Genomic DNA, 13571 nt, shown 5'->3' with positions numbered 1-13571 from the left:
TTGAAGGCGTGAGTGTGTAAAAGGGTCAAAAAAATTCGCTGGACGTTTGATTTCCAATTGTGTCAGTTTTCTTGCGTCCTCAATTGGGCGAGTGATAGGACGCTCTCGCCAGAGATTGTTCTATCTGACAAAAACTGTTCCATTGCAAACAAGGAAGTGTGTTTATGTCGAAAGTCAAAACCAGCGCTATTGATTCTGCCGAACAAATGCTCTGGGCGCCGCAGTCACTGGCGGCGGCCAGCAGTGCATTCAATCAGATCAATAGTTTCAGCCACCAATACGATCGGGGTGGCAACCTGACCGTCAATGGCAAACCGTCGTACTCGGTGGACGAAGCTGCCACCCAGTTGCTGCGCGACGGTGCGGCTTACCAGGACCGGGACGCCAGCGGCAAGATCGAGCTGACCTACACGTTCCTGACCTCTGCCTCCTCGAGCACCATGAACAAGCACGGCATCAGCGGCTTCAGCCAGTTCAGCGCGCAACAGAAAGGCCAGGCGGTCTTGGCCATGCAGTCCTGGGCGGACGTGGCCAATGTCACGTTCACTGAAAGGGCCAGCGGTGGCGACGGCCACATGACCTTCGGCAACTACAGCAGCGGCCAGGACGGCGCTGCGGCATTTGCCTATCTGCCGGGCACGGGCGCCGGTTATGACGGAACCTCCTGGTACCTGATCAACAGCCGCTACACCCAGAACAAGAATCCGGAACTGAACAATTATGGCCGCCAGACCCTGACCCATGAAATCGGTCACAGCCTGGGCCTGGCGCATCCTGGCGACTATAACGCCGGTGAAGGCAGCCCGACCTACGATGACGCCAGCTACGGTCAGGACACCCGTGGCTACAGCCTCATGAGTTACTGGAGCGAAACCAACACCAGCCAGGACTTCAGCAAGGGCGGCGTCGAAGCTTATGCCTCGGGTCCGCTGATGGATGACATTGCGGCCATTCAGAAGCTCTACGGTGCCAACACCAGCACCCGGACCGGCGACTCGACCTACGGCTTCAACTCCAACACCGGTCGCGACTTCTACAGCGCATCCTCGTCTTCGGACAAAGTGGTGTTCTCGGTATGGGACGCCGGTGGCCGCGATACCCTGGATTTTTCAGGCTTCACGCAGAACCAGAAGATCAACCTCAATGGCGCCTCGTTTTCCGACGTTGGCGGCATGGTGGGTAACGTTTCCATCGCTCAGGGGGTGACCATCGAGAATGCCATTGGCGGCTCGGGCAGTGACTTGCTCATCGGCAACTCCGTGGCCAACGAACTCAAGGGCGGCGCCGGCAACGACATCCTCTGGGGCGCGGGCGGTGCCGACAAACTGTGGGGCGGTTCGGGCTCGGACACCTTCGTGTTCGCCGCCAGTTCTGACTCACGGCCAGGTGCGGTCGATCAGATCCTCGATTTTGTCAGCGGCCTGGACAAGATCGACCTGACCGGCATCACCCAGGGCGCGGGCCTGCACTTCGTGAATGCGTTCACCGGTGCGGCGGGTGATGCGGTGCTGTCGACATCGGGTGGCAACAGCCTGCTGTCGGTGGACTTCTCCGGGCACGGCGTGGCTGACTTCCTGGTCAGTACCGTCGGCCAGGCGGCTGTCTCGGATATCGTGGCCTGATGTCCCCGATCCCGTGGGAGCGGCCAGCGCTCTTGCGGGATCCTTCAGGATTGAACAGATGTGCAGAAATCCCCAGCCCCAAGGCGTCCAGGCAAGTGCCTGGTTACTCGCTACGCTGATGATGTTTACCGGAGAAGCCGCCATGGCGCGCAGCCTGTTGTTAGCAGAACCTTCCCAGTTGGCCGGTCAGTGGCAGGCTGTTCTGTCGGGGCCGCAGGAGCCTGCGCAAACCCCGCCGTCCAGCATTTGCCTTATCGAGCTCAGGGCAGATCAAACCCTGGTCGGGCAAACCGCCTGCCTGGGACAGTGGCTGGGCGATGAGCCGGTCCATTGGTTCACCGAACCAGACGGTCTTTCACTGATTGGTAAACAGAACAGCCGGATTCACTTGCAACTGCGTCAAGAACAACACTATCAAGTCACCTTGAAATCAGGTCAGGTAGTGACACTCGAACGGAGCCCCCCCCCAAACCATTCCTTAACACGTTAGTACAGTTTGCGAATGCCCCAGGCGCGCCTGTTTAAACAGGCGTGCAGCGCACCGCGGCCCGATGTAAATCATTTAAAGATTGGCAAGTTGAATAACCTGGCAAAGCCAACAGCAAGGATATCTTCATGAACATGACAAGGCGCGCTGCGACGGTGCCGCTGTTTAGAGCGCTGGGCGACTATAAAAATATTCTGATCAGCGTCGGTTGTTTTACCGCACTGATTAATGTCCTGATGTTGGCGCCTTCGATTTATATGCTCCAAGTGTATGACCGGGGCCTGTCATCACAAAACGAAACCACGCTGTGGATGTTGTCGTTGATGGTGGTGGGCTTCTTCATATTTATCGGGCTGCTGGAAATGGTGCGCAGCTTCATTGTCATCCGCATCGGCAGCCAACTGGAAAGGCGCTTGAACCTTCAGGTGTACAAGGCCGCGTTCGAGCGCAACCTGCGCCAGGGCGAGGGCAACGCCGGGCAGTCGCTGGGTGACCTTACCCACATCCGCCAGTTCGTCACCGGACCTGCGCTGTTCGCATTCTTCGACGCCCCGTGGTTTCCCGTGTATTTGCTGGTGATCTACCTGTTCAACGTGTGGCTAGGCGTGTTCGCCAGCGTTGGCACCTTGCTGCTCATTGGCTTGGCCTGTCTGAACGAAGCCATGACCAAAAAGCCGTTGGGGCAGGCCAGTGTCTACTCGCAACAGTCCAGCCAACTGGCGACCAGCCACTTGCACAACGCCGAGACCATCCAGGCCATGGGCATGCTCGGCGCGTTGCGCGGGCGCTGGTTTGCCGTGCATTCGCGCTTTCTCGGCCTGCAAAACCAGGCCAGTGATACCGGCGCGGTGCTCAGTTCCCTGAGCAAAACCCTGCGCCTGTGTCTGCAATCGCTGGTGCTGGGGTTGGGCGCGTTGCTGGTGATCAAGGGCGACATGACCGCCGGAATGATGATTGCCGGCTCGATCCTGATGGGTCGGGTGTTGAGCCCCATCGACCAGTTGATCGCCGTGTGGAAGCAGTGGAGCGGGGCCAAACTGGCTTATCGCCGTCTCGATGCGCTGTTGCAGGCTTACCCAGCCCAGGACGAAGCGATGACATTGCCGTCGCCCAAGGGCCAGGTGAGCTTCGAACAGGTCAGCGCCGGCCCGCCGGGGCAGCGCAACGCGACGCTGCATCAGCTCGGTTTCAGCCTGAGCGCCGGGGAAGTGCTCGGGGTGCTGGGGGCGTCGGGGTCCGGCAAATCCACCCTGGCCCGTGTGCTGGTGGGGGTGTGGCCTACACTCGGAGGCACAGTGCGGCTCGACGGGGCCGACATCCATCGCTGGAATCGCGACCAGCTCGGTCCGCACATCGGTTATCTGCCCCAGGACATTGAGTTGTTCAGCGGCAGCATTGCCGAGAACATTGCCCGTTTCCGCCTGGCCGATCCGCAAAAGGTCGTCGCCGCCGCGCAACAGGCCGGCGTGCATGAACTGATCCTGCGCATGCCGCAAGGCTACGACACCGTGCTGGGAGAGGATGGCAGCGGTTTGTCCGGCGGCCAGAAACAGCGCGTCGCCCTGGCCCGGGCCATGTACGACCAACCGAGCCTGGTGGTGCTCGATGAACCCAATTCCAATCTCGACACGGTCGGTGAAGCGGCACTGGCCGGCGCCATCGCACAGATGAAAGCCCAGGGCACCACGGTCGTGCTGGTGACCCATCGCTCCTCGGCGCTGGCTCAGGCCGACAAGCTGCTGGTGCTCAATGAAGGCCACCTACAAGCGTTCGGTCCAAGTCAGGAGGTGCTGCGGGCATTGTCCGGCCAGCCGCCATCGCAACGCGACAAACCCCAGGCAGCCCCCAACGGACTGAGCATGAGTCGCCAGTATTCGGCTGCCAGCAAACCCAGCGGCGCATGAGCAAGGATCGCGACATGAATCTGCAACACTCTCAAGACCTCGAACATCCCGAGCGCGATGCCCGTTTCTTCACCCGCCTGGGGTGGACACTGGCGCTCATTGGCGCTGGCAGTTTTTTCACCTGGGCCAGCCTGGCGCCGCTGGACCAAGGTATTGCGGTGCAAGGCACCGTGGTGGTGTCCGGCAAGCGCAAGGCCGTGCAATCGATGAGCAGCGGGGTGATCAGCCGGATCCTGGTGCGTGAAGGCGAGGCAGTGAAACAGGGCCAGCCGCTGTTCCGCCTGGACCAGACTCAGACAGCCGCCGATGTGCAAGCACTGCAGGCCCAGTACCGCATGGCCTGGGCTAGCCTGGCACGTTGGCAAAGCGAGCGGGACAACCTCCCACAGGTCAGCTTTCCGGCCGAACTGAGCCACGACCCCGACCCGCGCCTGGCGCTGGTGCTCGAAGGCCAGCGGCAGTTGTTCAGCAGCCGCCGCGAAGCGGTGGCCCGGGAGCAGGCCGCGTTGCGCGCCAATATCGAAGGTGCCACGGCGCAACTGGCGGGCATGCGCCGGGCTCGCAATGACCTCAATGCCCAGGCCCAGTCCCTGCGCCAGCAGCTAAGCAACCTGCAACCGTTGGCAGACAACGGCTACATCCCGCGCAATCGTCTGCTCGATTATCAACGGCAACTGTCGCAAGTGCAGCAGGAACTGGCGCAGAACACTGGCGAAAGCGGCCGGGTGGAGCAGGGCATCGTCGAGTCCCGGCTCACGCTTGAGCAACACAACGAGGAATACCAGAAGGAGGTGCGCAGTCAGTTGGCCGAAGCGCAGCTCAAGAGCGAAACCCTGCAACAGCAACTCAAGTCTGCCGCGTTCGAGCTGCAACACAGCGAGATCCTCGCCACCGCCGACGGCATCGCCGTGAACCTGGGCGTACACACCGAAGGCGCCGTGGTCCGTCAAGGCGATACCTTGCTGGAAATCGTGCCCCAAGGCACGCGACTGGAAGTGGAAGGGCGCCTGCCGGTCAACCTGATCGACAAGGTGGGCACCCATTTGCCAGTGGACATCCTCTTCACCGCCTTCAACCAGAACCGCACGCCGAGGGTGCCGGGGGAGGTCAGCCTGATTTCCGCCGACCAGATGATCGATGACAAGACCGCCGAACCGTATTACGTCCTGCGCAGCAGCGTCAGCGAAGTGGCGATGGAAAAACTCAACGGACTGGTGATCAAGCCCGGAATGCCGGCGCAAATGTTCGTGCGCACCGGCGAGCGCTCGCTCATGAACTACCTGTTCAAACCGCTGCTCGACCGAGCCGGCTCCGCGTTGACCGAAGAATGAGGATGTTCGGGGGTATGAAGGGACGTTACTGGGTCGCCGCGCTGGCGGCGGTTATCTGCAACAGTGCCTGGGCCATGGGCCCATTCGAGTTCTATGAACAAGCCCTGCGCAATGACCCGGCCTACCTGGGCGCGATCAAGGAGCGCGATGCCGGCCTGGAGAACCGCGCCATTGGCCGCGCCGGGCTGCTGCCGCACCTGGGCTACAGCTACAACAAGGGCCGCAACCAGTCCAAGGTCACCTACCTCAACGACCGCGGCGCCAGCCAGCATGACGACCGCAACTACAGCAGCTATGGCTCCAGCCTGACCCTGCAACAACCGCTGTTGGACTACGAGGCCTACGCCGCCTATCGCAAAGGCGTGGCCCAGGCGCTGTTTGCCGACGAAAACTTTCGTGGCAAGAGCCAGGAATTGCTGGTGCGGGTGTTGAGCGCCTACACCCAGGCGTTGTTCGCCCAGGATCAGATCGACATTGCCCAGGCCAGGAAAAAGGCTTTCGAACAGCAGTTTCATCAGAACGAGCATCTGTTTGCCCAAGGCGAAGGTACGCGCACCGACATCCTTGAAGCCGAGTCGCGCTATGAGTTGGCGATTGCCGAAGAGATCGAGGCCCGCAACGAGCAGGACGCATCCTTGCGCGAACTTGGCTCGTTGATTGGCGTCCCGACCCTGAACATCGGCGACCTGGCGCCCCTGAGCGAAACGTTCCAGACCTTCACCCTGCAACCGGCCAGTTTCCAGACATGGCACGAACTGGCCGTGAGCAACAACCCGACCCTGGCATCCCAGCGCCAGGCCGTGGACGTAGCGCGCTACGAAGTCGAACGCAACCGTGCCGGACACCTGCCCAAGGTCAGCGCCTACGCGACCATGCGCCAGAACGAGTCGGAAAGCGGCAACACCTACAACCAGCGCTACGACACCAACACCATTGGACTTGAGATCAGCGTGCCGTTGTACGCCGGTGGCGGGGTCTCGGCGTCGACCCGTCAGGCCAGCCGCAACATGGAGCGGGCCGAATATGAACTGGACGCCAAAACCCGGGAAACCCTGATCGAGCTGCGCCGCCAGTTCAGCGCCTGCCTATCGGGGGTGAACAAATTGCGGGCATACCGCAAAGCCCTCAGCGCTGCCGAGGCACTGGTGGTGTCGACCCGGCAAAGCATCCTCGGCGGCGAACGGGTCAACCTCGATGCCCTGAACGCCGAAGAACAGCTCTACACCACCCGACGCGACCTGGCCCAGGCCCGTTATGACTACCTCATGGCCTGGACAAAGTTGCACTACTACGCCGGCACCTTGGGCGCGCAAGACCTGGCCCAGGTGGATGAGGCATTTGTGGCCCCGGCGCTGACGCAATGACGGGCAGTGCCCAAGAACTTCGCCTGTATCGACAACCTTTCCAACAACAAAAAAAGAGGTCATCACGATGGGTATCTACGACTATAAAAACCTCGGCACCACCGAGTCCAAGGCGCTGGTCAGCGATGCAATGGCGATCATGCTGTATTCCTACCACAATCTGGACCACGGCTTTGCCGCCGGCTACCAGCAGAACGGCTTCGGCGCGGGGCTGCCCGCCACGCTGGTGACGGCGCTGCTGGGCAGCACCGATTCGCAAGGGGTGATCCCCGGTGTGCCGTGGAATCCCGACTCGGAGCAACTCGCCCTGGAGGCGGTGCAAAAGGCCGGCTGGACCCCGATCAGCGCATCGCAACTGGGCTACACCGGCAAGGTGGATGAGCGTGGAACGTTTTTTGGTGAGAAGGCCGGCTACACCACCGCGCAGGTGGAAATTCTCGGCAAGTACGACGCCGATGGGCAACTGACGCAAATCGGGGTGTCGTTTCGTGGCACCAGCGGCCCACGGGAGACGCTGATCAGCGACTCCATTGGTGACGTCATCAGCGATCTGATGGCGGCTTTCGGCCCCCAGGAGTACGCGAAAAACTACGTCGGCCAGGCTTTTGGCAACTTGCTCGGGGACGTCGCGGCGTTCGCCCAGGCCCACGGCCTGACGGGCCAGGACGTGCTGGTCAGTGGCCACAGCCTCGGTGGGCTGGCGGTCAACAGCCTGGCGGACTTGAGCACCAGCCAATGGTCGGGGTTCTACAGCAGCGCCAATTACATCGCCTATGCCTCGCCAACCCAAAGCAGCACCGACAAAGTGCTGAACATCGGTTATGAAAACGACCCGGTGTTCCGGGCCCTGGACGGCTCCACGTTCACCTCCGCGTCGGTGGGCGTGCATGATGCTCCGCAGGAGTCAGCTACCAACAACATCGTCAGCTTCAACGACCACTATGCCTCGGCGGCCTGGAACGTGTTGCCGTTTTCCATCCTCAACATTCCCACCTGGATATCCCACCTGCCCACCGGTTACGGCGATGGCATGGGCCGGATCCTCGATTCGGCGTTCTACGACCTCACCGAGAAAGACTCCACCATCATCGTCGCCAACCTGTCGGATCCCGCACGCAGCAATACGTGGGTCCAGGACCTCAATCGCAACGCTGAAACCCACACCGGCAGCACGTTCATCATCGGCAGCGAGCGTGATGACCTGATCCAGGGCGGGCAGGGCAATGACTATCTGGAGGGGCGCGCCGGCAACGACACCTTTCGCGACGAGGGTGGGTACAACGTGATATTGGGCGGGCAGGGCAGCAACACCCTGCAGCTGCAGTCCTCGGTGAAAGACGCAAGCTTCGTCCAGGACGGCGCCGGGACCTTGTACGTGCGCGATGCCCAGGGTGCAATCAGCATGACCCGCGACATCGACACGCTCGTCAGCAAAGAGCCCGGTTTGTTCTGGGGCCTGCTCAAAGACGAGGTGAGCCACAGTGTCACGGCCAACGGCTTGGTGGCGGGGGGCAAGCTGACGGCGTATGCATCGTCGACCGCAGGCACCTCGGCAGACGACACCTTGACCGCGCGATCATCGGGGGACTGGCTGTTCGGCCATGACGGCAACGATGTGCTGTTGGGCGGTACGGGTAACGACACCTTTGTCGGCGGTTCGGGCAATGACTGGCTGCAATCGGGCGGCGGATCTGACACGTTCGTTTTCAATGGCGCGTTCGGCCATGACCAGATCAGCGGTTATGATGCCGGCGACACACTGGTGTTCCTTGGCGTGCAGGGCGCCGGGGAAGGTTTCGACTACCGCCAGCACCTGTCTCAGGTCGGCAGTGACACGCTGCTTGAGGTCGGTGACAGTTCCGTGACCCTGGTGGGGGTCAATCCGGGCCAGGTAGGAGGCGAATTTGTGTTCGCCTGATCCAAGGTTGTTTTGAGTACGTGGTGCCGAGGGGATGCGTGTGTCCCCTCGGCACAAGAGGGAGTGAAGCAGTGAGCAGTAAACAAGCCTCAATCATCGGCCTGATGTGGGGACTGGCCTCGGCTGGCGCCTTGGCCGAATTGCCGGATCAATCGATTCTGACCCGCTACGGCGTCACCTCGGAGCAATTGCCCGCCGCCCAGGCAGGCGCCCCTGTCGAGGCGACGTCGCCCCGACCGCGCTTCGACGTGCAGGCAGAAAAGCCCTGGGTATCGGTGAGTCTCGGGGAAGTGAACAAACCGGCCACGACCGGAAACATCAGCATCGATCACGCCATTGAACAGGAATACAACCGCTGCCTGCGATTGAGGGAGCAGATGATGCGGCGGAAAGGTGGGCTGATCAGTTGCCAAGAGGGTAGTCCGACACCCGGGATGGACATCGGATTGAGCCGATGACATGAGATCAGGCCCTCTCCGGGGGAGAGGGCCTCAATAAACTCAGTCTTCCTTGCGTACTGTCGCCACTTCATCGGCGCGAACCCGCACTTTCTTGCCGGAAATGTCTTCGAACTCGTAGAAGCCGTCGGCGGTACGGGTGTTAGGGGCATCCTTGGTCAAATACTGGGTACCGTTCTGCAAGGTCACCACCGTGGGTGACGAGCAGCCGGCCAGAGCCAGGAACGCAGCGGCGACCAGGGGCAGACCCAGAATCCTGATGTTCATATCCGTAACCTCTCAATCAAAAAGACGCCGTTCAGTTGATTAGAACGCGCCATCACTGTAGTTAACCGCCATTGGTCTCGCTTGCCGTAGGAAAGTTCATCGCCGACTGCAGGATTTCCCTCCTGAATGCGGGCGACCGCTCATCTTTTGCAGTTGCCTGGGCCCGCCGCAGCTGATATCTGTACGCATAACCAGTATTCCAGCAGGCATGGCACCTCTTTCCGTGACAAATAACCCCCTCGACGACCCTTTCTACTACCTGAACAACTTTCAGCAGGTGCTCGCCTGGTTGGCAACGCGCTATGCCGATGTGCTCAGCCCTGAGGAGCAACGCTTCATCGACGAGTTCGCCAGCTTGCCCCGTGCATCCCAGGGATTGCTGGTGCGCATGGTGATGCGCAAGGGGCTGCATTTTCGCCAGAGCAAGCTGCATTACCCTGAGATCGGTGATATTGGCAGCGCCATCGAGCCGTTGCTGGCGCGGGGCTGGGTCGAGGATCAAGCGCCTCTTGGCCTTGGCGAGCTGTTCGAGGTGCTGCTCAAACAGGAAATCATCCTGTGCCTGGGTCACCTGATCGAACACCCCAAGGCGACAAAGGGCCAGTGGCTGGAGTCCTTGCAGGATCATTTCAATCAACCACAGCCTTTTCGCAGCTGGTGCCCGCGGCTGGAAGACCGACTCTTCAGCCTGACGATCATGAACCTCTGCGACCGGTTGCGGTTGCTGTTTTTCGGCAATCTCTATCAGGACTGGTCAGAGTTCGTGCTGGCGGACCTGGGCATCTTCACCTATGAAACCGTCGAGTTCAGTGCCCAATCCCGTGGCCTGCGCAGCCGCCAGGATGTGGATGCCTGCCTCTTCCTGCACGAATGTCAGCAGCGTTTCGAAGCCGGCGAGCCTCTTGAAGAGATCGTTGCCCAAGTCCATGCCCTGAGCCTGGACAATCCGTGGCTGGAGCGACGCCGAGGCAAGTTGCTGTTCCAGATCGGCCAGCACGCTGAGCGTATCGGCGATTTCACCCTGGCCTTGCGCATTTATCAGGATTGCAACTACCCCGGCGCACGGCTGCGGATGATCCGGGTGCTGGAGCGCATCGGCGAGTACGCCCAGGCCCTTGAATGGGGTGAAGCGGCCGCACAATCGCCGCAAAGCGCCGCCGAAACCCAGGCGCTGCTCAGGATCCTGCCCCGGCTGCGCCGCAAGCTGGGCGGGCCGCCGGTGCCGCGGCCCCTGGCGCGCAAGGTAGAGCGGCTGGACCTGCACCTGCCTCGTGTCGATCCGGCCTTGTCGGTGGAGTATCACGTGCAGGCCCATCTGCACGATGAAACCGCGCCGGTGCACTACGTGGAGAACAGCCTGATCAATTCGCTGTTTGGCCTGCTGTGCTGGCCGGTGATTTTTGCGCCGTTGCCGGGGGCGTTTTTCCACCCGTTCCAGCGCGGGCCGGTGGACCTGCTCAACGAAGACTTTCACGACCGGCGCGCCGAGCTGTTCGCGGCCTGTTTCGCGCAGCTCGACGATGGCCGCTACCGGGACACCATTGTCCGTCGTTACACCGAAAAATGGGGCGTGCAGTCGCCTTTCGTGTTCTGGGGCGCGCTGTCCGAAGAGTTGCTCCATCAGGCCCTCGACTGCCTGCCTGCCGAACACCTCAAGCACTGGTTCAGCCGCCTGCTGCTGGATATCAAGGCCAACCGCGCCGGCATGCCGGACCTGATCCAGTTCTGGCCGCAGCACAAGACCTACCGCATGATCGAAGTCAAAGGCCCCGGCGACCGCCTGCAAGACAATCAACTGCGCTGGCTGGAGTTCTGTCACGAACACCAGATGCCCGTCGCCGTCTGCTATGTGCAGTGGGTGGAGCAGGGCGCATGACCCAGGAACCTGGCTACAGCATCGCCGTTCGGGCACTGTGCGAGTTCACCGCCAAGACCGGCGACCTGGACCTGCGCTTCACGCCGTCACCCACGGCCATGGAAGGGATCGTCGGCCATCGCACCGTGGCCTCGCGGCGTAGCGAGGGTTACCAGGCCGAAGTGAGCCTGGAGGGCCGCTACCAGACGTTGAAGATCAAAGGTCGGGCGGATGGCTACGACCCGGCCTGCAACCGCATCGAAGAAGTGAAGACCTACCGGGGCGACCTGGACAAGCAACCGGCCAATCATCGCCAGTTGCATTGGGCCCAGGCGAAAATCTACGGCTGGCTGATGTGCCAGAAGTTGCAACTGCCGCGGATCAACGTGGCGCTGGTCTACTTCGACATCGTCAGCGAAAAGGAAACCTGCCTCACGCAAAGCTTTGAAGCGGCGCAGCTTGAGGTTTTCTTTGAACAACAGTGCGCGCTGTTCCTCGCCTGGGCCAAACAGGAGATGGCTCACCGACAGGCGCGCAACCTCGGCGCTCAGACGCTGGCATTTCCTCACGCCGGCTTCAGGACCGGGCAACGCCACCTGGCTGAGTCGGTGTTCAAGGCCATCAGCACCGGCCGCTGCCTGATGGCCCAGGCGCCCACCGGCATTGGCAAAACCGTTGGCACCTTGTTTCCGATGCTCAAGGCACTGGCGCCACAGCGACTGGACAAGGTGTTCTTCCTCACGGCCAAGACCCCAGGGCGCAAACTGGCGCTGGATGCGGCCCGAGTGATTACCCAAAGCGCGTCCTCGATGCCGTTGCGGGTGCTGGAGATGATCGCCCGGGACAAAGCCTGCGAGCACCCGGACAAGGCCTGCCATGGCGAAGCCTGCCCGTTGGCCCGCGGGTTCTACGATCGGCTGCCGCACGCCCGTGCGGCGGCGAGCCAGATCACGCTGCTCGATCAGGCGGCGTTGCGCGATATTGCTCTGGCCCATGATATCTGCCCGTACTACCTGAGCCAGGAAATGGCCCGCTGGGCAGACGTGGTGGTCGCTGACTACAACTATTACTTTGACTTCAGCGCCTTGCTCTTTGGTCTGGCCCAGGCCAATGGCTGGACCGTCGCGACCCTGGTGGACGAAGCCCACAATCTGGTGGAGCGAGGGCGGCAGATGTACAGCGCGACCCTCGATCAGTCCGCTTTGGCGGCAGTGCGCAAAACCGCGCCCGAGACATTGAAGAAGGCCTTGCAGCGGGTCAATCGCCAGTGGAACGCGCTGCATGAGCCCCAGGTTGCGGTCTATCAGGCGTATGAAAAACCACCGGAGAAACTGCTTCAGGCCCTGTCGCTGTGCACCACGGCTATCAGCGATTACCTCAATGACCATCCCCAGGGCCTGGACAGCGCTTTACAGGCGTTCTACTTCGATGCCTTGCAGTTTGCCCGGGTGGCGGAGTCCTTTGACGAGCACTTTTTGTTCGACATACACAAGCGTGAATACGGCCGCCAGCGAAGCGCATCGACCCTGTGCCTGCGCAATGTAGTGCCGGCCGCCTTCCTGCGACCCAGGCTGACGGCGGCCCGCAGCAGCGTGCTGTTTTCCGCCACCCTGAACCCCCGGCATTATTATGCTGACCTGTTGGGCGTCCCGGCGGACACTGTCTGGATCGACGTGGAGTCGCCATTCCAGGCGCAACAGCTTGATGTACAGGTTGTCAGCCGGATCTCCACCCGCTTTGCCCACCGCCAGGCGTCCCTGGAACCTATCGTCGCGTTGATGGCCCGCCAGTTCAGCGAGCGCCCGGGCAATTACCTGGCCTTCTTCAGCAGTTTTGACTACTTGCAGCAAGTGGCCGGACTGTTTGCCGAGCGCCATCCGCAGATTGCCACATGGTCGCAATCACGCGGCATGGGCGAAGCACCCCGGCAGGCGTTCCTTGAACGATTCATGGAACACAGCCAGGGGATTGGGTTTGCGGTGTTGGGCGGTGCATTCGGGGAGGGCATCGATTTACCGGGTTCGCGCCTGATCGGGGCGTTCATCGCGACCCTGGGGCTGGCGCAGTTCAACCCGGTCAACGAGCAGATGAAGCTGCGCATGGCGGCTATTTTCGGCGATGGCTACGACTACACTTACCTGTATCCCGGCCTGCAAAAAGTGGTGCAGGCTGCGGGTCGTGTCATTCGTACACAGCAGGATCGTGGGATGGTGATGTTGATCGACGATCGATTTGCTGAGGCAAGGGTGCAGCACTTGTTGCCGCGTTGGTGGTCAGTTAGTCAAGAGCAGCACAACTGCTGTGGGAGTGAGCTTGCTCCCACAAAGGATCTGTGGTGAATCTCATATCGCGACCAAGCTGCTGA

At 61.3% G+C, this 13571-nt stretch carries 10 protein-coding genes; 9 read left to right on the top strand and 1 reads right to left on the bottom strand.

The window, feature by feature from the left end; translation table 11 throughout:
• Positions 1–164: 164 nt before the first annotated feature.
• From MKS85_RS01230 to MKS85_RS01200, 7 genes are all read left to right on the top strand, one after another.
• Positions 165–1622, top strand: a complete 1458-nt coding sequence (locus MKS85_RS01230) for a serralysin family metalloprotease (protein WP_047226442.1) — start codon at positions 165–167, stop codon at positions 1620–1622.
• A gap of 58 nt (positions 1623–1680) precedes the next feature.
• Positions 1681–2112: an AprI/Inh family metalloprotease inhibitor gene (locus tag MKS85_RS01225; protein WP_409077992.1), complete on the top strand. Its 432-nt coding sequence runs from the start codon at positions 1681–1683 to the stop codon at positions 2110–2112.
• Between the two features lie 125 nt (positions 2113–2237).
• Complete coding sequence (locus MKS85_RS01220) at positions 2238–4013, top strand: type I secretion system permease/ATPase (RefSeq protein ID WP_107322473.1); 1776 nt, start codon at positions 2238–2240, stop codon at positions 4011–4013.
• Complete coding sequence (locus MKS85_RS01215) at positions 4010–5344, top strand: HlyD family type I secretion periplasmic adaptor subunit (RefSeq protein WP_188250863.1); 1335 nt, start codon at positions 4010–4012, stop codon at positions 5342–5344. Before MKS85_RS01220 ends, MKS85_RS01215 begins: the two co-directional genes overlap by 4 nt.
• Before the next feature lie 14 nt (positions 5345–5358).
• Entirely contained in the window at positions 5359–6708 is a 1350-nt protein-coding gene (locus MKS85_RS01210; protein WP_047226629.1) for a TolC family outer membrane protein, read from the top strand.
• Between the two features lie 67 nt (positions 6709–6775).
• Positions 6776–8626, top strand: coding sequence for a polyurethanase (locus MKS85_RS01205; protein WP_310662575.1), 1851 nt, complete (start codon positions 6776–6778; stop codon positions 8624–8626).
• 71 nt (positions 8627–8697) lie between these two features.
• Entirely contained in the window at positions 8698–9084 is a 387-nt protein-coding gene (locus MKS85_RS01200; protein ID WP_310662574.1) for a hypothetical protein, read from the top strand.
• Positions 9085–9126: 42 nt separating this feature from the next.
• On the opposite strand, the gene MKS85_RS01195 is transcribed toward MKS85_RS01200, so the two are convergent.
• Positions 9127–9351 (bottom strand): YgdI/YgdR family lipoprotein, encoded by a 225-nt coding sequence (locus MKS85_RS01195; RefSeq protein WP_047226447.1) that lies wholly within the window; start codon positions 9349–9351, stop codon positions 9127–9129.
• A gap of 208 nt (positions 9352–9559) precedes the next feature.
• Between MKS85_RS01195 and MKS85_RS01190 the strand changes: the two genes are divergently transcribed.
• A complete protein-coding gene (locus MKS85_RS01190) occupies positions 9560–11227 on the top strand; it encodes a VRR-NUC domain-containing protein (protein WP_274090454.1) in 1668 nt (555 codons plus the stop codon).
• Positions 11224–13545 (top strand): ATP-dependent DNA helicase, encoded by a 2322-nt coding sequence (locus tag MKS85_RS01185; protein ID WP_310662573.1) that lies wholly within the window; start codon positions 11224–11226, stop codon positions 13543–13545. Before MKS85_RS01190 ends, MKS85_RS01185 begins: the two co-directional genes overlap by 4 nt.
• Positions 13546–13571: the final 26 nt, after the last annotated feature.

Origin of the sequence: Pseudomonas sp. JL2, assembly GCF_031570495.1 — a bacterium.
In the GTDB taxonomy this organism is placed as follows: domain Bacteria; phylum Pseudomonadota; class Gammaproteobacteria; order Pseudomonadales; family Pseudomonadaceae; genus Aquipseudomonas; species Aquipseudomonas rhizophila.
The sequence above is the reverse complement of the archived record's forward strand: the minus strand, read 5'-3'. Positions and strand labels throughout refer to the sequence as shown.

Excerpts from the sequence above, each read along its gene's own strand:
- MKS85_RS01195 (WP_047226447.1), bottom strand. The coding sequence starts at position 9,351 with ATGAACATCAGGATTCTGGGTCTGCCCCTGGTCGCCGCTGCGTTCCTG.
- MKS85_RS01220 (WP_107322473.1), top strand. The coding sequence starts at position 2,238 with ATGAACATGACAAGGCGCGCTGCGACGGTGCCGCTGTTTAGAGCGCTG.
- MKS85_RS01185 (WP_310662573.1), top strand. The coding sequence starts at position 11,224 with ATGACCCAGGAACCTGGCTACAGCATCGCCGTTCGGGCACTGTGCGAG.
- MKS85_RS01210 (WP_047226629.1), top strand. The coding sequence starts at position 5,359 with ATGAAGGGACGTTACTGGGTCGCCGCGCTGGCGGCGGTTATCTGCAAC.
- MKS85_RS01230 (WP_047226442.1), top strand. The coding sequence starts at position 165 with ATGTCGAAAGTCAAAACCAGCGCTATTGATTCTGCCGAACAAATGCTC.
- MKS85_RS01215 (WP_188250863.1), top strand. The coding sequence starts at position 4,010 with ATGAGCAAGGATCGCGACATGAATCTGCAACACTCTCAAGACCTCGAA.
- MKS85_RS01205 (WP_310662575.1), top strand. The coding sequence starts at position 6,776 with ATGGGTATCTACGACTATAAAAACCTCGGCACCACCGAGTCCAAGGCG.
- MKS85_RS01190 (WP_274090454.1), top strand. The coding sequence starts at position 9,560 with ATGGCACCTCTTTCCGTGACAAATAACCCCCTCGACGACCCTTTCTAC.
- MKS85_RS01225 (WP_409077992.1), top strand. The coding sequence starts at position 1,681 with ATGTGCAGAAATCCCCAGCCCCAAGGCGTCCAGGCAAGTGCCTGGTTA.